General features: G+C 71.2%; 24 protein-coding genes and 1 tRNA gene. 20 read left to right on the top strand and 5 right to left on the bottom strand.

What is annotated here, in order from left to right:
• The first annotated feature begins 195 nt into the window (after positions 1-195).
• The 14 genes from ACGFI1_RS44060 to ACGFI1_RS44125 all read left to right on the top strand — a co-directional run bounded on the left by ACGFI1_RS44060 (position 196) and on the right by ACGFI1_RS44125 (position 10,257).
• Positions 196-981, top strand: coding sequence for a Scr1 family TA system antitoxin-like transcriptional regulator (locus tag ACGFI1_RS44060; RefSeq protein WP_392793594.1), 786 nt, complete (start codon positions 196-198; stop codon positions 979-981).
• 73 nt (positions 982-1,054) lie between these two features.
• The gene (locus tag ACGFI1_RS44065; RefSeq protein ID WP_392793596.1) at positions 1,055-1,468 is read left to right on the top strand and encodes an ATP-binding protein; all 414 of its coding nucleotides are present in this window, start codon (positions 1,055-1,057) and stop codon (positions 1,466-1,468) included.
• A gap of 122 nt (positions 1,469-1,590) precedes the next feature.
• On the top strand, positions 1,591-2,436 hold the full coding sequence (locus ACGFI1_RS44070) for a sigma-70 family RNA polymerase sigma factor (RefSeq protein WP_392793597.1): 846 nt from the start codon (positions 1,591-1,593) through the stop codon (positions 2,434-2,436).
• A gap of 10 nt (positions 2,437-2,446) precedes the next feature.
• Positions 2,447-3,271, top strand: coding sequence for a protein phosphatase 2C domain-containing protein (locus tag ACGFI1_RS44075; RefSeq protein ID WP_392793599.1), 825 nt, complete (start codon positions 2,447-2,449; stop codon positions 3,269-3,271).
• Positions 3,272-3,405: 134 nt separating this feature from the next.
• The gene (locus ACGFI1_RS44080; protein ID WP_392793601.1) at positions 3,406-3,786 is read left to right on the top strand and encodes an SCO3933 family regulatory protein; all 381 of its coding nucleotides are present in this window, start codon (positions 3,406-3,408) and stop codon (positions 3,784-3,786) included.
• A 14-nt stretch (positions 3,787-3,800) separates the two neighbouring features.
• Entirely contained in the window at positions 3,801-5,141 is a 1,341-nt protein-coding gene (locus tag ACGFI1_RS44085) for an FtsK/SpoIIIE domain-containing protein (protein WP_392793603.1), read from the top strand.
• 107 nt (positions 5,142-5,248) lie between these two features.
• Positions 5,249-5,569 (top strand): hypothetical protein, encoded by a 321-nt coding sequence (locus tag ACGFI1_RS44090; RefSeq protein ID WP_392793604.1) that lies wholly within the window; start codon positions 5,249-5,251, stop codon positions 5,567-5,569.
• Positions 5,566-6,432 carry a DUF2637 domain-containing protein gene (locus ACGFI1_RS44095; protein WP_392793606.1) on the top strand — a complete coding sequence of 289 codons (867 nt, stop codon included), beginning with the start codon at positions 5,566-5,568 and terminating at the stop codon, positions 6,430-6,432. Before ACGFI1_RS44090 ends, ACGFI1_RS44095 begins: the two co-directional genes overlap by 4 nt.
• A gap of 19 nt (positions 6,433-6,451) precedes the next feature.
• Positions 6,452-6,886 (top strand): hypothetical protein, encoded by a 435-nt coding sequence (locus ACGFI1_RS44100; RefSeq protein WP_392793608.1) that lies wholly within the window; start codon positions 6,452-6,454, stop codon positions 6,884-6,886.
• Positions 6,886-7,074, top strand: a complete 189-nt coding sequence (locus ACGFI1_RS44105) for a hypothetical protein (protein ID WP_392793610.1) — start codon at positions 6,886-6,888, stop codon at positions 7,072-7,074. Before ACGFI1_RS44100 ends, ACGFI1_RS44105 begins: the two co-directional genes overlap by 1 nt.
• Before the next feature lie 14 nt (positions 7,075-7,088).
• A complete protein-coding gene (locus ACGFI1_RS44110) occupies positions 7,089-7,244 on the top strand; it encodes a hypothetical protein (RefSeq protein WP_392793612.1) in 156 nt (51 codons plus the stop codon).
• 99 nt (positions 7,245-7,343) lie between these two features.
• On the top strand, positions 7,344-8,753 hold the full coding sequence (locus ACGFI1_RS44115) for a replication initiator (RefSeq protein ID WP_392793613.1): 1,410 nt from the start codon (positions 7,344-7,346) through the stop codon (positions 8,751-8,753).
• Positions 8,747-8,929, top strand: coding sequence for a helix-turn-helix domain-containing protein (locus tag ACGFI1_RS44120; RefSeq protein ID WP_243714359.1), 183 nt, complete (start codon positions 8,747-8,749; stop codon positions 8,927-8,929). The genes ACGFI1_RS44115 and ACGFI1_RS44120 overlap by 7 nt, the downstream gene beginning before the upstream one ends.
• Complete coding sequence (locus ACGFI1_RS44125) at positions 8,929-10,257, top strand: site-specific integrase (protein ID WP_392793614.1); 1,329 nt, start codon at positions 8,929-8,931, stop codon at positions 10,255-10,257. The genes ACGFI1_RS44120 and ACGFI1_RS44125 overlap by 1 nt, the downstream gene beginning before the upstream one ends.
• A 69-nt stretch (positions 10,258-10,326) precedes the next feature.
• Here ACGFI1_RS44125 and ACGFI1_RS44130 read toward each other — a convergent pair.
• From ACGFI1_RS44130 to ACGFI1_RS44140, 3 genes are all read right to left on the bottom strand, one after another.
• Positions 10,327-10,399: transfer RNA gene (locus ACGFI1_RS44130), tRNA-Thr, on the bottom strand.
• Positions 10,362-11,201 carry a polyphosphate polymerase domain-containing protein gene (locus ACGFI1_RS44135; RefSeq protein ID WP_392793633.1) on the bottom strand — a complete coding sequence of 280 codons (840 nt, stop codon included), beginning with the start codon at positions 11,199-11,201 and terminating at the stop codon, positions 10,362-10,364. The genes ACGFI1_RS44130 and ACGFI1_RS44135 overlap by 38 nt, the downstream gene beginning before the upstream one ends.
• The gene (locus ACGFI1_RS44140) at positions 11,198-11,779 is read right to left on the bottom strand and encodes a DUF4956 domain-containing protein (protein WP_138642341.1); all 582 of its coding nucleotides are present in this window, start codon (positions 11,777-11,779) and stop codon (positions 11,198-11,200) included. Before ACGFI1_RS44140 ends, ACGFI1_RS44135 begins: the two co-directional genes overlap by 4 nt.
• 119 nt (positions 11,780-11,898) lie before the next feature.
• On the opposite strand from ACGFI1_RS44140, the gene ACGFI1_RS44145 reads away from it, so the two are divergent.
• The 4 genes from ACGFI1_RS44145 to ACGFI1_RS44160 are packed head-to-tail and all read left to right on the top strand — an operon-like array spanning position 11,899 to position 15,583.
• On the top strand, positions 11,899-12,150 hold the full coding sequence (locus tag ACGFI1_RS44145) for a small secreted hydrophilic protein (protein ID WP_138642342.1): 252 nt from the start codon (positions 11,899-11,901) through the stop codon (positions 12,148-12,150).
• Positions 12,134-13,591: a sensor histidine kinase gene (locus ACGFI1_RS44150; RefSeq protein WP_392793615.1), complete on the top strand. Its 1,458-nt coding sequence runs from the start codon at positions 12,134-12,136 to the stop codon at positions 13,589-13,591. Before ACGFI1_RS44145 ends, ACGFI1_RS44150 begins: the two co-directional genes overlap by 17 nt.
• Positions 13,588-14,247, top strand: coding sequence for a response regulator transcription factor (locus ACGFI1_RS44155; RefSeq protein WP_301176152.1), 660 nt, complete (start codon positions 13,588-13,590; stop codon positions 14,245-14,247). Before ACGFI1_RS44150 ends, ACGFI1_RS44155 begins: the two co-directional genes overlap by 4 nt.
• A 46-nt stretch (positions 14,248-14,293) precedes the next feature.
• Positions 14,294-15,583 carry a cytochrome P450 gene (locus tag ACGFI1_RS44160; RefSeq protein WP_392793617.1) on the top strand — a complete coding sequence of 430 codons (1,290 nt, stop codon included), beginning with the start codon at positions 14,294-14,296 and terminating at the stop codon, positions 15,581-15,583.
• 36 nt (positions 15,584-15,619) lie between these two features.
• Here the strand turns inward: ACGFI1_RS44160 and ACGFI1_RS44165 are convergent, their stop codons facing one another.
• The gene (locus ACGFI1_RS44165) at positions 15,620-17,080 is read right to left on the bottom strand and encodes a DHA2 family efflux MFS transporter permease subunit (RefSeq protein WP_392740031.1); all 1,461 of its coding nucleotides are present in this window, start codon (positions 17,078-17,080) and stop codon (positions 15,620-15,622) included.
• Positions 17,081-17,114: 34 nt separating this feature from the next.
• Positions 17,115-18,287: an FAD-binding oxidoreductase gene (locus tag ACGFI1_RS44170; protein WP_392793619.1), complete on the bottom strand. Its 1,173-nt coding sequence runs from the start codon at positions 18,285-18,287 to the stop codon at positions 17,115-17,117.
• 196 nt (positions 18,288-18,483) lie between these two features.
• On the opposite strand from ACGFI1_RS44170, the gene ACGFI1_RS44175 reads away from it, so the two are divergent.
• Positions 18,484-19,143: a TetR family transcriptional regulator gene (locus tag ACGFI1_RS44175; RefSeq protein ID WP_392793620.1), complete on the top strand. Its 660-nt coding sequence runs from the start codon at positions 18,484-18,486 to the stop codon at positions 19,141-19,143.
• A 30-nt stretch (positions 19,144-19,173) separates the two neighbouring features.
• Positions 19,174-19,458 (top strand): GlsB/YeaQ/YmgE family stress response membrane protein, encoded by a 285-nt coding sequence (locus ACGFI1_RS44180; protein WP_301176148.1) that lies wholly within the window; start codon positions 19,174-19,176, stop codon positions 19,456-19,458.
• The last annotated feature ends 104 nt before the right edge of the window (positions 19,459-19,562 follow it).

Genomic DNA, 19,562 nt, shown 5'->3' on the forward strand with positions numbered 1-19,562 from the left:
CAGGCAAGGACTAACGTGGACCACAAGCGATCATCTAGCCGGAGTGTCACCCATCTCCCGAGCCAGATCTGTCACCAACCTCCTGAGACCTGACAGAGGCTGGGGAGTGTGCTGACCTGCGGGTCTGGTTGGTGATGCGGCTGGTCTCGTCGTGGTGGCCTTGGCTGTGTCTCTCGGGTGGTAGAACGCTCGGTTATGGGTGCTGAGCGGCTACAGGAGATCGGGCGGGAGCTGCGGCGGTTGCGGACTGCTGCGGGGTTGTCCGGGGTTGGGTTGGCGGCTCGGGCTGGGGTTCCTCAGCCGACGGTGTCTCGGGTGGAGACTGGGCGGCGGGTCGCTGATCCGGAGGTGGTTGCCCGGTTGGTCAGGGCTCTCGATGTGGGGCCGGCTGAGGTTGAGCGGCTGCTGGGGCTGGTTCGTGAGGCTTATGCGGAGACGTCCCGTCGGGTTGATGCCGGGGTGTCGTTCCGGGGCGGGGTCGGTGCTGAACTGCTGGCGGCTGCTCGGGTAGTGCGGGCGTTTGAGGCTGTGGTGGTGCCTCAGTTGTTGTGGACGGCGGAGTATGCGGCTGCGGTCGGCGCGGCCGTCGACGGGGCGTCGGTGCTGGAGGACGAGGGGCGGCGGTTCGTGGTCGTGGTGGCTGAGGCTGCTTTGCGGACGTGGCCGGGGTCGGGGGAGTGCATGGCGGGGCAGTTGGCACGGCTGGTGGAGGTGTCGGGGTGGGCGAACGTGCGGTTCGGGGTTGTGCCTGGGGTGGCGTTGCCTCGTGTGCCGCTGCATGGGTTCTCGGTGTACGACGATGCGGCCGTGTCGGTGGAGACGTTCACGCGTGAGCTGACCTTGACCGATGCGGACGAGGTGCGGGCGTACGTGGAGATCTTCGAGGGGTTTGAGCGGGCGGCCGTGTTCGGGGACGAGGCGCGGCGGCTGGTCGAGCGGGCGGGCCGTGATCTGCAGAAAGTTCTGCACTCTATTCACTGAGCGTATTGAATAGCCCCCTAGATCTGTCATACGCTGCGTCTCCCTCGGGGTGTTTAGCCCCCTAGACGCGCGGGTGGTGATCGACGTGATGCGCTTGTCTCGGCTCTTCGCGGGCCGACCGGAATCGGTCAGTGAGGCCAGAGCCTTCGGGCGGGCCTTCATCGGCGACCGTGTCCCGGACGAGGTTGCCGGGCTGGTCGAACTGGTCGTCAGTGAGCTGTGCACGAACGCCGTGGAGCACACGGCCAGCGGGGAGGACGGCGGGAGCTTCGTCCTCGAACTGGAGTTGCAGGACGGGCATGTCCGGGTCGCCGTGGTCGACATGGGAGCGCAGACCCGGCCAGCGGTGAACGATGAACCGAGCGGCCCGGATGCGGTGTCCGGGCGTGGGCTGTTCATCGTCGAGTCCGTCTCCAAGGCATGGGGGAGTGAATCCGTACGTGTCGGCCGACGGGTCTGGGCGGACGTCGTCGGCGCGGCGGTGTGAGCGGTCCGCCGGTACCGCGCCGTCGGCGGCGGCTGCGCGCTGTCAGCTCTTCAACGGGGCGTGAGCTATCCGGCACCGTGTCTAGGGTCCTAGACTCCCTGGTAGCGGCCGGAGGAGGTGTCATGCCAGGCGAGTTGGAGCGCATCGCGCAGATCGATGACCCGTACGAGCTGCTGCGCGCTGCGACTGAGCGCCTGGCGGAGGCCCAGCAGGAGGTCACCGAACTGGCCCGACTCCGGCGGCGGCTGATTCAGGACCTGCACGCACAGGGGATGTCGTACGCGCAGATCGCGCAGGCGGCGGGGCTGAGCCGCGGGCGTATCCATCAGATTCGGCACACGGGGCCGGCACCTGAAGGGGCGTTCCTCGGTTCGGGTGAGGTCACCGTGGTGACTCCGCTGCGGCCCGACCCTGCCAGTGATCGGACGTACGTCGCACTGGACGACTTGAAGACCGGACAGCGGTTGGAAGAGCTGGCGCGGACGTTCGACCTGTCGGTGAACTCTGATCACGTAGGGCTCGATGGTGCGATCGATCTCAACCGGCCTGGTCTGCTGGTGATCTGCGGGCCTCGGATGTCGCCTGCGATGCGTGAGGTGTACGACAAGGATCCTGTCCTGGAGTGGGAGCGGGACGAGGTTGGATGGCTACTGCGCGACACCCGGACGGGCGACGAGCACCGGTCGGGGCAGGAGGACGACCCTCCTCGGCCGTACGACATCGGATACCTCGGGCGGCTGCCCCGGCCGGACGGCAAGGGCAGCTTCATCGCGATTGCGGGCGTCCATCCGGAGGGGTCGTTGGGTGTCGTGCATCTGCTGACTACGGATATCGGCAGTCTGTGGGGGCAAGTCGGCAACGACCGGTTCTCGGTCGCGGTCGGCACCGAGTACGCCCCGGACACCCATGAGCCGGTGCGGACGGAACTGCTGACCCCGATCTACCGGCACGACGAGGCGCCGACCTGACGAGGAACGTATGCGTGTGCTGATCGCCAGCGAACCGGGACGACTTGAGCGGGACAACGAGGACTTCGCGGCGGCGGCGCCTGAGTTGCTGCTCGTGGTCGACGGGGCCGGCGCTCCGGCCGGAGTCGAGTCGGGGTGCGTGCACTCGGTCTCCTGGTACGCACGCAACCTCGGCGGGCTGCTGCTGGCCGCTGCTGCCGACGTCGGCGTCGGCCTGGACGAGGCGCTTGCGGTGAGCATCGAACGCATCAACACTCTGCACGCGACGACATGCGACCTTGGGCACCCCGGCTCGCCCTCGGCAACCGTGGCGCTTGCAAGGGTCCATGACGGGCAGCTCGAACACCTGGTGCTCGCAGACTCGGTTGTTGTCCTCGATCGCCTCGACCAGGAGCCGACTGTCGTCACTGATGATCGGCTGGCCGAGGTGATCGCGCGGTTGGACGAACCGGGCGACCGTCCCGCCGTCGGCAGTGACGAACACGCGGGCCGCCTCCGGCATCGAGTCGAACGGCTCGCGTCGTACCGCAATCAACCGGGCGGGTTCTGGGTGGCGAGTACGAAACCGGAAGCGGCACGTGAGTCGCTGATGGGGTCGACGCCTCTCGGCGACTTGGACGCGGTCGCGCTGCTGAGCGACGGTGCCAGCCGCCTGGCCGACCGCTTCGACCTGATGAGCTGGCCTGACCTGCTCGGCGTCCTCCGCAAGGACGGACCTGGGGAACTGATCGCACGGACCCGTGAGGCCGAAGCAGCCGACCCGGACGGCGTGCGCTGGCCACGCGGCAAGACATCCGACGACGCCAGCGCCGTCTACTGGGCCGTCCGGAACTGATCTCCGAGATTCTGTAGACCCCCTAGACAGTCGCTCGGTTCGTCGCTTACCTTCACTGTGTACCCCTCTAGACACTCCTCTCGCCGAACGGGATGGATCCCAGTGTCTAGGGGGGTGGACGACTGGAGGATTCCATGCGAAACATCCCGGTGGACGTGTCGGCGCTGACGTTCGTGTGCGTGTCGGCGCCGCGTCCCAAGCTGGTCAATCAGGACACGGGGGAGGTGAAGACGGACCGCAACGGCCAGACGGTGTTCACGGTGGGTCTGTCGGCCGCCGACACGTCGGGGCGGGTGGACCTGCTGAACGTGGCGGTGACCGGTGACCAGTCGGTGACGATCGGAGAGGTCGTGACACCGGTGGGCCTCGTCGCCTTCCCGTGGGAAGCGGTGCTCGGGGGTGAGAAGCGGTGGGGTGTGGCCTACCGCGCCGACCGCATCGCCCCCGTCTCCTCGGCCGCATCGCCCTCGTCGTCGGCGGCGTCGGACTCGTCCGCTCCGGCGGGCGTGGCCTGAACGGCGGCCCGGTCATGACTGACCTGCTTGTGGTGCTCGGGGCCCTGGCCGCTGCGGCGGCCGGGCTCTGGGCCTGGTGCCGCTGGCACCCGGCCTCGTTCTGGTACGGCATCGGCTTCCCGCTCCGCGCGGCGCTGGTGTACCTGACGTGGCATCACGTCGCCTCCGGCTGCAAGCTCACCCGTAACCGGCGGCGGCTCCGGCTCACCCTCGACGCCGTCCCGCTCGTCGGCCCGGCCTCCCGCTCGGCGCCCACTGTGGTCGAGCAGAAGCGGCGGGTGCGGTGGGTCAACGTCGAGCGCGCTCCCCGCCTCGGCCTTTTGGGCCCGACGCGGCTCGGCTGGCGCATGCGGCTGCGCCTTCACGATGGGCAAGTCCCGGCGGACTACGAGAAGGCGGCGGAGGGGATCGCGCACGCCTGGCGCGTCCACTCGGTTCGGGTGGTCGACGTCCGGCCCGGCTACGTCACCCTGTGGGCGACCATGCATGACCCGCTCACCGAGGTCACGGTGTCGCCGGCGCCGGTGGAACTGCTGCGGGTGCGTCCCGGCAAGCTGGAGAACGGACACGACTGGGTGATGGACTTCCGGACCGTGCCGCACTGGCTCAACGCCGGGGCGACACAGTCAGGCAAGTCCAACCTGGCGAACGCCATCCTCCGTGACCTGGCCCCGCAACCGGTCGCCCTGGTCGGCTTCGACCTCAAAGGCGGCGTCGAGTTCACCCCCTACGCCCCGCGACTGTCGGCGCTGGCCACCACCCGCAAAGAGTCCGTCGACCTGCTGGCCGATCTGGTCGGCGAGGTCGAGAACCGCATGGCCACCTGCCGCGCGCACGGTGCCCGCAACGTCTGGACGCTCCCCGAACACCTGCGACCCGTCCCTGTCGTGGTCCTGGTGGACGAGGTCGCCGAACTGTTCCTGATGGCCGACAAGTCCGAGAAAGAGGAGGTATCGCGGACCGCTACCGCACTGCTGCGCCTGGCCCAGCTCGGCCGCGCGTTCGCCGTCCACCTGATCGTGTGCGGGCAGCGCATCGGCTCCGACCTCGGCCCCGGCGTCACCGCCCTCCGCGCCCAGCTCTCCGGGCGGGTGTGCCACCGGGTCAACGACCCCGAAACCGCCAACATGACCCTCAGCGACCTCGACCCGGCCGCCAGCGACACCGCTCGTGCCATCCCCGCCGAGACTCCGGGGGTGTGCGTGGTCTCCGGGCAGGACGGCTCATGGCACCGTGCCCGCTCGGTCTACGTCCCCGAGAGCGAGGCCGAACACGCGGCGCGTGAGTACGCGCACCTGACCCCGGACTGGGACGCGCTGATCGGCTCGGTCCCCGCCGTCGACCCGGCCGCGTAACCGGCTCCCGCTCCCTTCCCTCTCCCTTCCTTCGGCTCGGCGTGAGCCCTGATCGCGCCATGTCCCTACCCGACCCATGCCCGAAAACCGTCCCTGGAGGCTGCCCGATGGTCGTCCGCGTCCGTGTCCTTCGTCCCCGTCCTCGTCCCCGGTTCAGCGTCGTCCCGTCCCCGTCCTCGCCGTCCGGCTCGTCGTCCTCGTCGTCTTCGGGCTCGTCCCGGTCGTCGGTGGTGTCGTCCTGGGACGTGTGGCCGGTCGGCGTCGAGTGGGACGAGTTCCGCTCCCTGCACCTCGCCCGCTGCCAGCGCTGCGCCGACTCCTTCGCCTCCTCCCGCTCCGGGGAGGTCGACGACTGGGCCGACACCCACCACTGTGACCCGGAACTGGCCGCGCTCCCGGCCCTCGTCACCTCCCGGCGGGCGGCATGACCCGCCGCATCCTCGGCACGGTCGCCGACTCCGGCCCGGTGGTGGTGCTCGCGGGCATCGCGGCCGCCGGGTCGTTCACCCACATCCGCGACACCGCCACCGAACACGGCCAACGCGGCTGGATGGCCTGGGCCATCGCGGTCTGCATCGACCTGACCTGCGTCATGGCGGCCGGGGAACGGCAGCGCGACAAGCGCACCGGACGAGACACCGGGCACCTGTCCTGGCCGACCGTCGTCCTCGTCGGCGGGATCCTGCTGTCACTGGCCGCCAACCTCGCACAGGCCGACCCGTCAGTCTGGGGCTGGATCACCGCGGGCACCCCGGCGGGCGCGTTCCTGGTCGCCGTCTCGATGCTGGAACGCCGCAAAGTCGGCCCCGGTTCGGCGGCTCGTCCCTTGCCGGTTCCGGACTCCTTCGGCCGCCCGTCCTCGGCTTCGACGCCGTCCCCGCCCCCGTCCTCGGCGGGCTCGTCCGGCCTGTCCTCGGTCTCGTCGCCGTGGGTGGTGTGGGAGGACGAGCGGCCCACGGTCACCGCCGCCGTCCCGGCCGTCCAGCACGACACCACCGAGCGGGGCGAGGACGAGCAGGACGGCCAGACCTCCATCCCCATCCCCTCCGAACGCGCCGCCTCGACACCGTCCGCGTCGTCCTCGGCCGCCTCGCCCTCGTCGGGCTCGTCGGGCTCCTCGGCTCCGGCGGGTCCGCTGGTCGACTTCGCGCGCCGCGTCGCTGCCGAACACGAAACCGAGCACGGGCGGCCCATCACCCGTGACGCGCTCCGCGCCCGCCTCGGCGTCTCCAACCAGCTCGCCTCGGACCTGCTCCGCCAGCTCCGCACCGAAACCGCATCCCTCGCCTGACCCGCTGGAGGAAACCGCCATGACCGCCCACACTCACCCCACCGACCCGACCGGCCAGACGGCACCGATCGTGCCTGGTGACCTGTTCGCCCGGCACCAGACCATCGCCGGTCTGCGCGCCCTGGCCGACTTCCTGGAGGCCAACCCGGCCGTGCCGGTCAACGAGTACGGGCACGACCTCATGATCAGCGTCCGCAACATGGACGACGCCTCGGCCGCCGCGCGAGTCGACCAGTTGGCGGTGCTGCTGGGCGTCGAGGTCGACGACGACACCCGCCGGGGCGGGCACTACACCGCCACCCGCGCCTTCGGCCGCATCTCCTACAGCGTCGTCCACATCCCCCAACAACGCCACCGCGAGTACCGCGCCCGCGACAGCTACCGGAACAACATCGTCCCCGACCTCCACCAGGACGACGACCAGGACACCAGCGACAACGGGCGGGCCGCCTGATGCACACCGCCACCGGCCACCCGCGACCGCAGCCCACGCCCGTTCGGCTCGCCCGGCTCGTCAGCCCGGCCTTCGTCTCGGCCGCCGTTCCGGTCGTCGGGTGGGTGTGCGGGACGTGCGGCGGGGGCGGGGTCGCCTCCGACGGCTCCACCTGCGCCGACTGCCACGGCCACGGCCACACCATCTGAAAGGGGATCCGCCGATGTTCCTGCGCCGCTGCGCCTTCGCCGCCTTCTGGCTCGTCCTGGGCCTGTTCCTGGTCCGCCAACCCGAACGCGCCGCTCACGCCGTCCGCGCCATCGTCGGCGGCCTGGCCCTGGTCGCCGATGCCCTCGCGCGGTTCACCACCGCCTTCTAGATCCCCGGCGTGGCCGCTGTCGCCGGCAAGCATCCGCGGCCACGCCGGGGTCGCCCCACCACCCGCAACCACCCGCACAGGCGAGGAGACCGCCCCATCATGCCCGACCCGGCACCCGCCATCAGCCCACTTGCCGCACGCGACATGGCCAACCGCTACAACCGGGCCGACTTCCGCGCCTGGGCGCGCCGCGCACACTCCACCGGCGGTTGTGCTCAACCGGTCCACCTGCGCGGCCGCGTCACCCACCTTGACCCGCTGACCGGCGAGATCCTGCACCATTACTCCACCGCGCGTGAGCCGGGCGGGGTGCTGCGGGTGGCCTGCAAGACCCGGCGCGCGTCCCGATGCCCGGCGTGTGCAGAGATCTACCGGGCCGACACCTACCAACTCGTCCGGGCGGGCCTGGTCGGCGGTAAGGGCGTGCCCTCGTCGGTGTCGTCGCATCCGGCGGCGTTCGTCACCCTGACCGCGCCCTCGTTCGGGCCGGTCCACTCCCGGCGTACTGGCAAGGGCGGGGGCGTGGTGGCGTGCCGTCCCCGCCGCGATGGCGGGACGTGCCCACATGGGCGGCCGGTCTCCTGCACCGTCCGGCACTCCGACGCCGACCCTCGGCTCGGGCAGCCGATCTGCCCGGACTGCTTCGACTACTCCGGCGCGGTGCTGTGGAACGCGCACGCCCCCGAGTTGTGGCGCCGGTTCACCCTGGCCTTCCGCCGGTACGTCGCCCGGTCGGCCGGGCTGCGGGTCTCCGACCTGCGGGACGTGCTGACGGTGTCGTTTGCCAAGGTCGCCGAGTACCAGCGGCGCGGCCTGGTCCACTTCCACGCTGTCATCCGCCTCGACGGACCCGGCGGCCCCGACAACTCTCCGCCCGCCTGGGCGACCCTCGACTTGCTCAACGCGGCCGTGCACCACGCGGCGGGCGCCGTCACCGTGTCGACTCCGGCGGCCGGGGACGTCCCGGCCAAAGAGCACGTGTGGGGGACGCAGATCGACGTACGACCGATCACCACCACCGGCGAACTGACCGACACGGCGGTGGCGGGCTACATCGCCAAGTACGCCACCAAGGCGGCTGAGTGCGTCGGAACCCTCGACCGGCGCATCAGACCGACTGACGACCTGGCCGACCTTCCCGTGGCCGGCCACGCTAGGCGGCTCATCGCCGAATGCCTGCGCTTGGGTGCGATCGAGGACTACGCCGGGCTGCGGCTGGCCGAGTGGGCGCACATGCTCGGCTTCCGCGGCCACTTCTCCACCAAATCCCGCCGCTACTCCACCACCCTCGGCCGCCTCCGCGCCGCACGCACCGAACACACACGGCGCCACCTCGACATCACGACCGGCCGTCTGCCCTTCGATGACGACCAGGTCCTTGTTGTCGCGCACTGGCGCTATCTCGGCCAAGGCATGACGCCCGGCGAAGCACTGCTCACCGCTGCCCTTACCGGCAAGCCCTTGCCTCCTCTCGACCCGTCCACCTCGCCACTAGGGAGCACGTGTTGACCGACCTGGTTCTGACCGTCGATGAAGCGGCCGAACGGCTCCGCGTCAGCCGCTGGACGCTCTACAACCTCATCCGCTCCAACCAGCTCCGCACCGTCAAGATCGGCCGCCGCCGACTCGTCCCCGTCAATGCCCTCGCCGAGTACATCGACCAGCTCATGGAAGAGGCCGCCTGATGCCGAGAACCGCAATCGCCACCCCTGACGAGCCGGACGACGGCAAGAAGCGCAAGGGCACTCGGCGCAGTCGAGCCAACGGGGAAGGCTCGATCTACCCCTACCGGAACGGCTACGCGGCTTACGCCTGGGTGACCACTCCCACCGGGGAGCGCAAGCGTAAGTACGTCTACGGGAAGACGCGCGACATCGTCCACGGCAAGTACGTCAAGCTCCTCAGCACAGCGGCTCAGCGGCCGGTCGCCACCTCCGTGCCCACCGTTGAGACGTACCTGGCGTACTGGCTGCGCGATGTGGTCGAGCCCAACCGTGAGCCCAACACCTACTCGAACTATGAGCTGATGAGCCGCCTTCACATCGTCCCCGGTCTGGGGAAGAAGCGACTCGACCGGCTGACCGTCCGGGACGTCCAGACCTGGCTGAACAAGCTTCCCGGTGCCTGTCAGTGCTGTGCACAGGGCAAAGACGCGAAGCGGCCCGTAGAGCACAAGGACCCTCGCAAGCGGCGGCGGTGCTGCGCGATCGGGAAGTGCTGCCAGGACTTCCCGAGTCGGCGGACGATCACGCTCGCGCGCAACACGCTGCGGAACGCGCTCAACCACGCCATGACGGAAGAGATCCTCGTGCGGAACGTGGCGAGTCTGGCCAAGGTGCCGGCGGCCCGCAAGCGCGCTCGTAAGTCGTCCACCTGGACGGTAGAGGAGGCGCGCCGGTTCCTGGAGCACACGCGCCAGAGCGATGACCCGCTGTATGCCGCGTGGGTTCTGATCCTGCTCATGGGCATGCGCAAGGGCGAGGTGTTCGGCCTGCGGTGGGCCGATGTCGACTTCGCGACCGAGGAACTCAGCATCGGCTGGCAGCTACAGCGCGTCGGCTCCCGCCTGATTCACAAGGAGCGGACCAAGACGGACGGCTCTACGGACGTCCTACCGCTTCCCTCCCTCTGCACGGCTGCGCTGCGGCTCCGTGAGACACAGCAGAAAGCAGAACGTGTGGCGTGCGACGACTGGCACGAAAACAATCTCGTCTTCACGACCAGGACGGGCCGTCCGATAGAGCCGCGCAACGTCAACCGGGCCTTCGAGTCGCGCTGTGCCGCTGCTGGCGTCAAGGTGATCCGGGTTCACGACACCCGGCACACATGCGGCAAGCTGCTGGCCGCGCTGGACGTCCATCCTCGGGTCGCGATGCAGATTCTTCGGCACAGCAAGATCAGCCTGACCATGGAGATCTACACCGAGGTTCCGAGCGAGCAGACCAGGGCGGCGCTCAAGCGGCTCGGCGAACACCTGGGGTCCGTCGACGACAGCGGGGAGGCGTCCGCGTAGCTGTACTTCGCTGCTGTACCTGTTAGCAAATGGGCCCCTTCCAAGATCGGAAGGGGCCTTTCACGTGCGAGCCGGCGAGGGGACTTGAACCCCTAACCTTCTGTTTACAAGACAGATGCTCTGCCAATTGAGCTACGCCGGCGGGCTCGTCCCGCATCGTAGTCGACTTGGTGGGAGTCGTGCTCATCGTGCTGGTGTGGTCGGGGGAAGCAGCGGCGTAGGGAGCGGTGCCAGGGGTTGGCGGTGGTGCCCGGGTAGAGGACGGCTACTGCCAGGCAGTACTTGCTGAGTCTCACCGGGCGCAGGCCCATGCGGCGTAGGAGGCGGTCCACTGGGGTGTCCGGGGTGGACGACTTGGATTCGACCAGGACCCAGTCGTCGCGGGCGGCTTGGTGGGTGTTGTGGTGTGTGCAGATGAGGTTGGTGTCCAGGGTGACGCGGCCTGTGCCGTGGCGTTGGACGAGGGTGGTGCGGTTGTAGGACGTGGTCGCTGTGGGGAGTAGCGGGGATGGTGGGTTCGTGCGGTAGGCGGAGAGGAGCGTCTCCCAGAGGAAGTCGTGGGCGGACGGGGTGAGTTCGTCGCGGTGGGTGGGGGCGTGGGGGAGGCGGCGCTTGTCGGTGGCTTCGCGGGTGCCGCTCATCTTGACTTCGAACATGCACTCGCTGGTGTCCAGGTAGGTGCGGGTGCGGATTTTGTAGCGGCGGCGTCTGTCTTGCAGGTGGTGCCGGTAGGTGAGCAGGTCGGGGGTGTCGAAGTAGGTCGAGGTGTAGCGGAAGGTGCGGAGGCCGTCGATTTCCAGGGCCGCGTGTGTGGGTGTCAGTTGGGTGAGTAGGGCGGGGATGAGGTTGGTGGGGACGATGTACTTGCGGTCTAGGCGGAGTTGTAGTGCGGAGCGCGCCAGTACTTCGGGGAGGCCGACTGTGGGGAAGGCCGTCAGGTTCATGTGAGGCTCCGGGTGAGAGCGGTGCGGTGGGTTGCGCGGCGGAAGCGGACGTCCACCACCATGACGTCGCGGACGTAGTCGACCTCTGTCACTGACTGGCGCAGGATGGTGCCGCCCAGGCGGCTCTCTAGGTCGGCGCGTAGTGCGCTGTCGTCGTGGTGCACTACGTCGAGGGTGATGAGGCGGTGTTCTGTGCGGGGCGCCAGGCGGGGGTGGTCCGCGGCGTACATGACCGCTAGGAGGACGGTGTCGAGGGTCAGCGCCAGCCATGGGGTTTGGGCGGCTAGGCCATTGACCAGCCCGAGTGCCAGGGCGATGAAGTAGTAGCCGACCTCTTCTTGGGTGAGGGCGCTGGAGCGCAGGCGGATGATCGACAGCACCCCGAACAGGCCGAAGCCGATGGCCAGGTCCGCTCGTTGGACCAGGAGGAGTGACACGACCGTGAAGACGCCGGCGTTGACGGCGATGTAGGCGAGTTGCAGGTCGCGCCTGCGGTGGCGCCTGAAGTAGATCAGGTGCGCCAGCACCCCGATCGCCAGTAGGTCCGCGGTGAGGCCGTACAGGATGTCGTCGCGCATGAGGTCAGGCTGGCGCGGGGGGATGAGGCCGCGGTGAGGGCACTGTTAGGGCGTTCTCATGAGAGGGTTCTCATCCACGACGCGTCGCTTGGGCGCGGGCTCGGGGGGATAGTGGGCGGATGGCCACCCGAGCGGCGATCGCCGGTGCGGGCGCGGCGGCCCTCGTCACGTTAGGTCTTGCCGCCGCGTTCGCCCACGCGCAGACGAGTGCACCGCCACGGCTCGGCGACACCGTGCGGGTGTCGCCCGCGTCCAGCGGTCCCACGGTGTCCAGGTCGGCGCGGCCGTCGCCGGAGCGGACGGTGCGGCCCGTCGCGCCGCCGCGTCCGCCGGACAGCGACGACGATGACGACGATGCCGACGACGACTGAGGCCGGGACGCATGGCGTCAGCGCGCGCGCCCGCATCGTTGGGTGGATGCTGTTGCTGGTCACGCTTGCGCTGGGCGGGTCGGTGTTCGTTACCTGGTCGGTGCAGTCGGCCCGGCTGGACGAGCGGGTCAACGAGGAGTTGGGGCATGAGGCCGCGAAGCTGCGTGAGTACGCCCAGGGCGGTGTTGAGGCGCGGGACGTCCGGACGCTGCTGACCGCCTATCTCGCCCAGAACCTCCCGGACGAGGAGGAGACGTTCTTCACGGTCGTCGACGGCCGCGCCGACCGGCGCAGCCCGTATCCGCCGCCCGCGCGGCTGGATCGTGACGCGGCGTTCGTCGCGCGGGTCGCCCGGGAGGAGCGTCCCGCTCACGGGTGGGCCGACAGTTCGGCGGGACGCGTCCGGTACGCGGTCGTGCCGGTGCGGGTGGCGGGTGACCCGGCGCGGGGAGCCCTGGTCGTGGTCGAGTTCCGCGACCGGCAGCGGGACGAGGTGGTGGAGGCGACCCGGGTGCTCGGGATCACCGCGTTCGGCGCGCTCGTGGTGGCCGGGGCGGCGGGGTGGCTGGTCGCGGGGCGGGTGCTGGCGCCGGTCCGGCTGGTGCGGCAGGCGGCGGAGCGGATCAGCGGGTCGGATCTGACGCGGCGGCTGGAGGTGCGCGGCAACGACGACGTCGCCGCGCTGGCCGCCACGTTCAACGTGATGCTCGACCGGCTGGAGGCGGCGTTCGCGACGCAGCGCCGGTTCGTCGACGACGCCGGGCACGAGCTGCGGACGCCGCTCACGGTGATCCGCGGGCATCTGGAGCTGATGGACGACAATCCGGCCGGGCGGGCGGAGACGCGGGCGCTGCTCCTCGACGAGCTCGACCGGATGGGCCGCATCGTGGACGACCTGCTCGTGCTGGCGAAGGCGGAGCGTCCCGACTTCCTCGCGCCGGACGTGACGGACCTCGCCGACCTCACGGTCGAGACGGTCGCCAAGGCGCGCGGGATGGCGCCGCGCCGGTGGCGGGTGGGCGGTGTGGCGGAGGTGCGGACGGTCGCCGACCGGCAGCGGCTCACGCAGGCGCTCATGCAGCTGGCGGCGAACGCGGTCCGGCACACCGGAGAGGACGACGTCATCGAGATCGGTTCGACGGTGCGCGGGTCCATGGCGGTGCTGTGGGTGCGCGATGCCGGGCCCGGGGTGGACGAGGCGGACGCCGTCCGCATCTTCGACCGGTTCGTCCGGGCGGGGGAGGGGCCGCGGCCGACGGACGGGGCCGGGCTCGGCCTGGCGATCGTGGCGTCGATCGCGCGGGCGCACGGCGGGCGCGCCCGGGTCGAGCACCCGGTCGGCGGGGGCGCCTGCTTCGTTCTGGAGCTGCCGTTGCGTCCGGTTCGGGAGGGCTCTGTGGAGGTTCTCGCGGGCGACGGGTACGAGAGGGAGGACGCATGAGCCGGATCCTGATCGCCGAGGACGAGCCGCGCATCACCTCGTTCCTGGAGAAGGGCCTGGGCGCGGCGGGGTTCGGCACGGCCGTGGCCGCGGACGGCGTCGCCGCCTACGAGCAGGCGCGGGGCGGCGCGTACGACCTGATGATCCTCGACATCGGGCTGCCGCTGCGGGACGGGTTCACCGTGCTGCGCCGGCTCCGCGAGGAGCGCGTCGGGCTGCCCGTCATCATCCTGACCGCCCGCGACGGCGTGGCCGATACCGTCGCGGGCCTGGAGGGCGGCGCCGACGACTACATCGCGAAGCCGTTCGCGTTCGAGGAGTTGCTCGCGCGGGTGCGGCTGCGGCTCCGCGCCGACCGGATCCCCGAGCCGACGCTGCTGCGTGTCGGCGACCTGTCCCTTGACCTGCGGACACGCCGCGCCCACGTGCCCGGACGGACGGCCGAGCTGACCTCCCGAGAGTTCGCCCTCGCCGAGATGTTCTGCCGCAACCCCGACCAGGTGCTGACGCGGGAGCAACTGCTCGCGCACGTGTGGGGCTTCGATTTCGACCCGGGCTCCAACGTCGTGGACGTCTACGTCCGCTACCTGCGCCGCAAGCTGGGCGCCGACCGGTTCGAGACGGTGCGCGGCACCGGCTACCGCCTGCGCCCCTAGAGCAGGCGGGGTGGCCGGAGGCAGGCGCCGGTTTTACGGTGGGGGTATGGACGTCATGGGGCCCGGGAACCTTGAGGCGGCGCGCTGGTGGGGGCGGATGGCCCGGGATCCGCTGGACACGTACCGGGGGCTCGCCCGGCGGTACGGGGACGCGGTGCGCGTGCCGTTCGGGCCGCGGCGGGCGTTCTACCTGCTGTCGCGGCCCGAGCACGCCGAGCGGGTGCTGGTGGCCAACCAGGACAACTATGTGAAGGCGTTCACGTATCGGCCGCTGCGGGCCGTCCTCGGGGACGGGCTGCTGACCAGTGAGGGCGACATCTGGCGGCGGCACCGGCGGCTGATGCAACCGGTGTTCTCCCAGCGGCACGTCGTCGGGTTTGGGACGCAGATGGTGGAGACGGCCGTCGCGGGCGTCGAGCGGTGGCCGGACGGGGTGACGCTCGATGCGGCGGCCGAGCTGCGCAAACTCACCCTGGACATCGTCGGGCGGGCGCTCTTCGGCAGCGCGCTCGCCGGTGAGGCGCCGCGCGTCGGGCGGGCGCTGGAGGCGCTGCAGCGCGGCGCCGTCGTCGGGACGTTCCTGCCGGGCGGACTGGCGAAGCGGGAGATCTACCGGCGGGTGCCGGGGCTCGGCGGCGCGCTCGACTACCTGGACGGCATGGTGCAGCGGGTCGTCGAGGGGCCGGACGGCGGCGAGATGCTGGTCCTGCTCAAGGAGCGCGGCGAACTCGACGCCGAGGAGCTCCGCGACGAGGTTCTGACGCTTCTGCTGGCCGGGCACGAGACCACCGCGGCCGCGCTGGCGTGGACGCTGATGCTGCTGTCGCGCTACCCGGCCGCCAGGGACCGGCTGGAGGCGGAGGTCGACGACGTCCTCGGCGGCAGGGAGCCGAAGGCCGACGACGCCGATCAGCTGCCGTGGACGAAGGCCGTCATCTCGGAGGCGATGCGCCTGTACCCGCCGGCCTGGACGATCGAGCGCGACGCGGTGGAGGACGACGTGGTCGCCGGGGTGCGGATCCCGGCCGGGTCGACCATCGCCGTCCCGCCGTACCTGGTGCATCGGAACGTGGACGTGTGGCCGAACCCGGAGGGCTTCCAGCCGGAGCGGTTCATGGGGGAGCAGCAGCGCCCCCGGTACGCCTACCTGCCGTTCGGCGGCGGCAGGCGCATCTGCGTCGGGGCCGGGTTCGCGATGCTGGAGGCGACGCTGGTGCTGGCCGCGATCAGCCGCACCCACCGGCTGGACCTGGTGCCGGGCGTGGACGTGCGGGCGCGCGCGGAGATCACGTACCGTCCGGCCGGGGTGGTCCCCATGCGGGTCTCGCGCAGGTGATCCCGGGCCCGCGCGGGACCCGGGACCCCCGGCCGGTCAGGACTTCGTGCGGGGCAGCAGCAGCGCCGGCACCAGGGCCAGGACGGCGATGCCCAGCGCGATCCAGAAGGCGTGGCCGAAGGCGGCCGCCAGTTGGGGCGCCACGGCCTCGCGGGTCGCGTCGGGCAGCGGGCCGAGGGCGGCGAGACCGGGCGTCCGGGCGCTGATCTCGCGTTGCAGGACCACGGCGAGCACCGTCGTCCCGACGGACGCGCCCATCCGCTGGAGGGTGTTGATGGCGCTGGTCGCCCGCGGGATGAGGTGCGGCGGCATCGACTGGTAGGCCGCCGCCATCGACGGCATGATCGTCGCGCCGAGGCCGAGGCCGAGCACGAACAGGGCGGCGGCCAGGACGGCCACCGGGGTGTCCGCGCCGAGTTGGGTGTAGGCGGCCGTGCCGATCAGGCCGAGGACGATGCCTGCGGGGACGACGACGCCCGCGCCGAGCCGGTCGGTGATCCGTCCGGCGAGGGGCATGGCGACGGCGGCGCCGAGCGCCTGCGGCGCCAGCAGGAGCCCGGTGGCGAGCGGGCCGTGGCCGCGCACGACCTGCCAGTACAGCGGCAGCAGGACGAGGACGCCGAACAGCGCGACGGCGACGACGACGTTGGTCACCGCGGCGGCGGTGAAGCCGCGGTGCCGGAACAGCGCGATGTCGATCAGCGCGGGGCGGCGGCGCGCGTGCCGGACGTACAGCGCGATCAGCGCGGCGGCGATGCCGGCGATCGCCCAGGTGCGCGGTTCGCCGAGTCCGCCGGGACGTCCCGCCTCGGTGGTGCCGTAGGTGAACAGGGCCACGCCGCCGCACAGCAGGAGCAGGCCGCGCACGTCCAGCGAGGCGGGCCGCGGTGTCGAGCGGGGCAGCAGGCGCAGCGCGGCGACGACCGCGACGGCGCCGAGCGGCAGGTTGGCGAGGAAGATCCAGCGCCAGCCGGCGGACGAGAGGATCAGCCCGCCGACGATCGGGCCGGCGACGGAGCCGAGCAGCATGGGCAGGCCGATGAAGCCCATCACGCGTCCCATCCGGGCGGGGCCCGCGGCCTGCGCGAGGACGGTCTGCGCGACCGGGATGATCATGCCGCCGCCGACGCCCTGCACGATCCGGAAGCCGATCAGCGCGGGCAGCGACCAGGCGAGGCCGGACAGCGTGGAGCCGGCGAGGAACAGCAGCAGCGCGGCGATCCAGACGCGGCGGGCCCCGAACCGGTCGGTGGCCCAGCCGGTGGCCGGGATGACGGCGGCGAGGCCGAGCATGTAGCCGGTCAGGACCCACTGGACGGACGTGAGCGGCGCCCCGAAGTCCGCGGCGAGCGTGCGGGTGGCGACGTTGACGGCGGTCGCGTCGATGATCGACATGATGGCGCCGAGCACCACCGCGATGCCGAGCGCGACGAGGCCCCGGTCGAGCTTCTGTGCGGAGTCGGGGGCGGGTGCGTGTGCGGTGTGCGTTGCGGTCATGGCGGTTTCCTCGCATTTCAGACGGGCCGGGCGGTCAGGCGGGCCGGATGTTGTGGTTGCGGTGGAACACGTTCTGCGGGTCGTAGGCGCGCTTGACCTCGCGCAGCCGCCGCAGGTCGCCGGGCGTGTAGGCGGTCGCCGTCCGGGACGTGTCGTGCAGGAAGTTCAGGAACGAGCCGCCGGTCGCGAACGGCGCGAGCGCCGCGTCGTCGTCGGCGGTGCCGTCGACGGTGAGCGAGAACGGGACGTCCCGGTGCCCGACCGGGCCCGCGTCCGGCGCGGGACGGGCCATCGCGCCGCCCCAGTGCCGCACCTCGATGCCGGCGGCCCGGGAGGCGGCGATCGCGGCGATCAAGGGGTCGGGGAGGGCGGCGTGCAGGTGGAAGTGGTGGGGCGCGGTGCCGCCGAGCGACTCGGTCTCGGCGTAGGGCATCGTGCGGAAGTCGTCGTGCAGGGCCGGGCCGCCTGCCTCGCGTAGCGAGCGCAACGCGCGCACGCCGTCCTCGGCGGAACCGGCGTAGGCCCCGCGCAGCACGACTACCCGGCCGTGCACGTCGTGGTCGGCCAGGGCGACCGACACCGTCAGTTCGTCGGGGCGGGTGTCCGCCTCGTCCCGGAACCGGGTGAGCACGTCAGCGGCGCGCTCGGCAGGGAACAGCGCGGTCCCCGCGAACACCGTCGAGACCGGGTGGAGGCGGAACTCCAGCGACGTGACCACACCGAAGTTGCCGCCGCCGCCCCGCAGCGCCCAGAACAGCTCCGGGTGGCGGTCGGCGTCGGCGGTCAGGTACCGGCCGTCGGCGGTGACGATCCGGGCGCGCAGCAGGTGGTCGGCGGCGAACCCGTAGCGGCGGGACAGCGGGCCGACGCCGCCGCCGAGCGTGTAGCCGGTGACGCCGACGGACGCGTGCGAACCGGACAGCGGGGCGAGCCCGAGCGGCGCGGCGGCGGCGATGACGTCGCTCCAGCGGGCGCCGGCCCCGGCGCGGGCGACGCGGCGGGCCGGGTCGACGAGCACGCCGGCCATGCGGGACGTCCTGAGCAGCATCCCCTCGTCCGTCGGGACGAGCGTGCCGTGCCCGGTGGCCTGGACGGTCAGCGGCAGGCCCCGCTCGCGGGACGCGAGGACCGCGGCGCGCACGTCCGCGGGCCCGGTGGCGTCGACGGTCAGCGGTCCGGTCCGGCGGGGGAGGGCGGTGGTGTTCATGATCTCGATCCTTCCGGAGGTTTTTTCTCCACTTATTCGCACCGTAACACCGAACGGAGGATTTGTCTCCACTTACTTCCGGACGTTCTCGGTGCCCGACTCCGCCGACGCTATAGTCACTATTCTTGATAGTCAATAATCATGACTACTTGGGAATTGGAGGAACTCCCTCCACATGCTTGCTACGCTCAAGGCCATGGGGCAGAAGCAGAAAGAACGCCCGCTGCGGGCCGACGCGCGCGACAACCGCAGGCGGATCCTCGCCGCGGCCGCCGAGGTCTTCGTCGAGCAAGGCCCGGGCGCACCCCTCGAGGAGATCTCGAAGCGCGCGGGTACCGGCATCGCGACGCTCTACCGCCGCTTCCCCGACCGGCAGGCCCTGACCAGGGCCGTCGCCCTGGACGCCCTAGAGCGCAGCACCGAAGAGGCCAAGCGCGCGCGGAACGAGGAGCCGACCGCCTTCGCCGCCCTCGTCCGCTACCTGCACCGCGTCCTGGACATCCGCATCGGCGCCGTCTTCCCCGTCCTCCTGGAGGAGATCCCGTTCGACGACGAGGACATCGCCGCCGTCCGCGCCGACGGCGTCGCCGTCATGCAGGACCTCGTCGCCACGGCGCAGCGCGACGGCGACCTGCGCCCGGACGTCACCCACGGCGACGTCGGGATGCTGCTCGTCCGGCTGTCCCGCCCGATGCCCGGCCCGCTGCCCCGGAACATCGCCGACGACCTCGCGCACCGCCACCTCGACGTGATCATCGACGGCCTGCGCGCCGCGCCCGGCCCCCCGTCCGGCCTCGCCGGCCCGGCCCTGACCTTCGCCGACCTGGGCGCGATGGGCGACGATCAGGCCAGGTGAGAGCCCGTCCGCAGTGGGCACAGGGACGGCATGAACATCACAGGCATCATCAGCGCGATCATCATCGGGGCGATCATCGGCGCGCTGGGCCGGCTGCTGCTGCCCGGCCGCCAGCCCATCGGGGTCCTGCTGACCGTGCTCGTCGGCATCGTCGCCGCGATCGTCGGCACCGCGATCGCGCAGCGGGTCGGCGTGGCGACGACGTCCGGCATCGACTGGATCGAACTCGCCTTCCAGGTCGGCCTCGCGGTCCTCGGCGTCGCCGCGGTCGCCGCCCTCCGCGCCCGCCGCCACCACCGCCGCATCCCCCGCTGACCCGCCCCGCACCCCGGCTAACACCGCCTGCCGCCCCGTGTCAGCGGCTTTACTTTCCGTGGCCGGAGTCCGCCATATCCGCCCGACCCCGTGAACCGGCCACC

This window comes from Actinomadura geliboluensis, assembly GCF_043197915.1.
GTDB classification, from domain to species: domain Bacteria; phylum Actinomycetota; class Actinomycetes; order Streptosporangiales; family Streptosporangiaceae; genus Spirillospora; species Spirillospora geliboluensis.

What these genes read in the sequence shown, in the direction of transcription:
- ACGFI1_RS44060 (WP_392793594.1), top strand. Translation starts at nt 196, where the DNA reads ATGGGTGCTGAGCGGCTACAGGAGATCGGGCGGGAGCTGCGGCGGTTG.
- ACGFI1_RS44070 (WP_392793597.1), top strand. Translation starts at nt 1,591, where the DNA reads ATGCCAGGCGAGTTGGAGCGCATCGCGCAGATCGATGACCCGTACGAG.
- ACGFI1_RS44075 (WP_392793599.1), top strand. Translation starts at nt 2,447, where the DNA reads ATGCGTGTGCTGATCGCCAGCGAACCGGGACGACTTGAGCGGGACAAC.
- ACGFI1_RS44080 (WP_392793601.1), top strand. Translation starts at nt 3,406, where the DNA reads ATGCGAAACATCCCGGTGGACGTGTCGGCGCTGACGTTCGTGTGCGTG.
- ACGFI1_RS44085 (WP_392793603.1), top strand. Translation starts at nt 3,801, where the DNA reads ATGACTGACCTGCTTGTGGTGCTCGGGGCCCTGGCCGCTGCGGCGGCC.
- ACGFI1_RS44090 (WP_392793604.1), top strand. Translation starts at nt 5,249, where the DNA reads ATGGTCGTCCGCGTCCGTGTCCTTCGTCCCCGTCCTCGTCCCCGGTTC.
- ACGFI1_RS44095 (WP_392793606.1), top strand. Translation starts at nt 5,566, where the DNA reads ATGACCCGCCGCATCCTCGGCACGGTCGCCGACTCCGGCCCGGTGGTG.
- ACGFI1_RS44100 (WP_392793608.1), top strand. Translation starts at nt 6,452, where the DNA reads ATGACCGCCCACACTCACCCCACCGACCCGACCGGCCAGACGGCACCG.
- ACGFI1_RS44105 (WP_392793610.1), top strand. Translation starts at nt 6,886, where the DNA reads ATGCACACCGCCACCGGCCACCCGCGACCGCAGCCCACGCCCGTTCGG.
- ACGFI1_RS44110 (WP_392793612.1), top strand. Translation starts at nt 7,089, where the DNA reads ATGTTCCTGCGCCGCTGCGCCTTCGCCGCCTTCTGGCTCGTCCTGGGC.
- ACGFI1_RS44115 (WP_392793613.1), top strand. Translation starts at nt 7,344, where the DNA reads ATGCCCGACCCGGCACCCGCCATCAGCCCACTTGCCGCACGCGACATG.
- ACGFI1_RS44125 (WP_392793614.1), top strand. Translation starts at nt 8,929, where the DNA reads ATGCCGAGAACCGCAATCGCCACCCCTGACGAGCCGGACGACGGCAAG.
- ACGFI1_RS44135 (WP_392793633.1), bottom strand. Translation starts at nt 11,201, where the DNA reads ATGAACCTGACGGCCTTCCCCACAGTCGGCCTCCCCGAAGTACTGGCG.
- ACGFI1_RS44140 (WP_138642341.1), bottom strand. Translation starts at nt 11,779, where the DNA reads ATGCGCGACGACATCCTGTACGGCCTCACCGCGGACCTACTGGCGATC.
- ACGFI1_RS44145 (WP_138642342.1), top strand. Translation starts at nt 11,899, where the DNA reads ATGGCCACCCGAGCGGCGATCGCCGGTGCGGGCGCGGCGGCCCTCGTC.
- ACGFI1_RS44150 (WP_392793615.1), top strand. Translation starts at nt 12,134, where the DNA reads ATGCCGACGACGACTGAGGCCGGGACGCATGGCGTCAGCGCGCGCGCC.
- ACGFI1_RS44155 (WP_301176152.1), top strand. Translation starts at nt 13,588, where the DNA reads ATGAGCCGGATCCTGATCGCCGAGGACGAGCCGCGCATCACCTCGTTC.
- ACGFI1_RS44160 (WP_392793617.1), top strand. Translation starts at nt 14,294, where the DNA reads ATGGACGTCATGGGGCCCGGGAACCTTGAGGCGGCGCGCTGGTGGGGG.
- ACGFI1_RS44165 (WP_392740031.1), bottom strand. Translation starts at nt 17,080, where the DNA reads ATGACCGCAACGCACACCGCACACGCACCCGCCCCCGACTCCGCACAG.
- ACGFI1_RS44170 (WP_392793619.1), bottom strand. Translation starts at nt 18,287, where the DNA reads ATGAACACCACCGCCCTCCCCCGCCGGACCGGACCGCTGACCGTCGAC.
- ACGFI1_RS44175 (WP_392793620.1), top strand. Translation starts at nt 18,484, where the DNA reads ATGGGGCAGAAGCAGAAAGAACGCCCGCTGCGGGCCGACGCGCGCGAC.
- ACGFI1_RS44180 (WP_301176148.1), top strand. Translation starts at nt 19,174, where the DNA reads ATGAACATCACAGGCATCATCAGCGCGATCATCATCGGGGCGATCATC.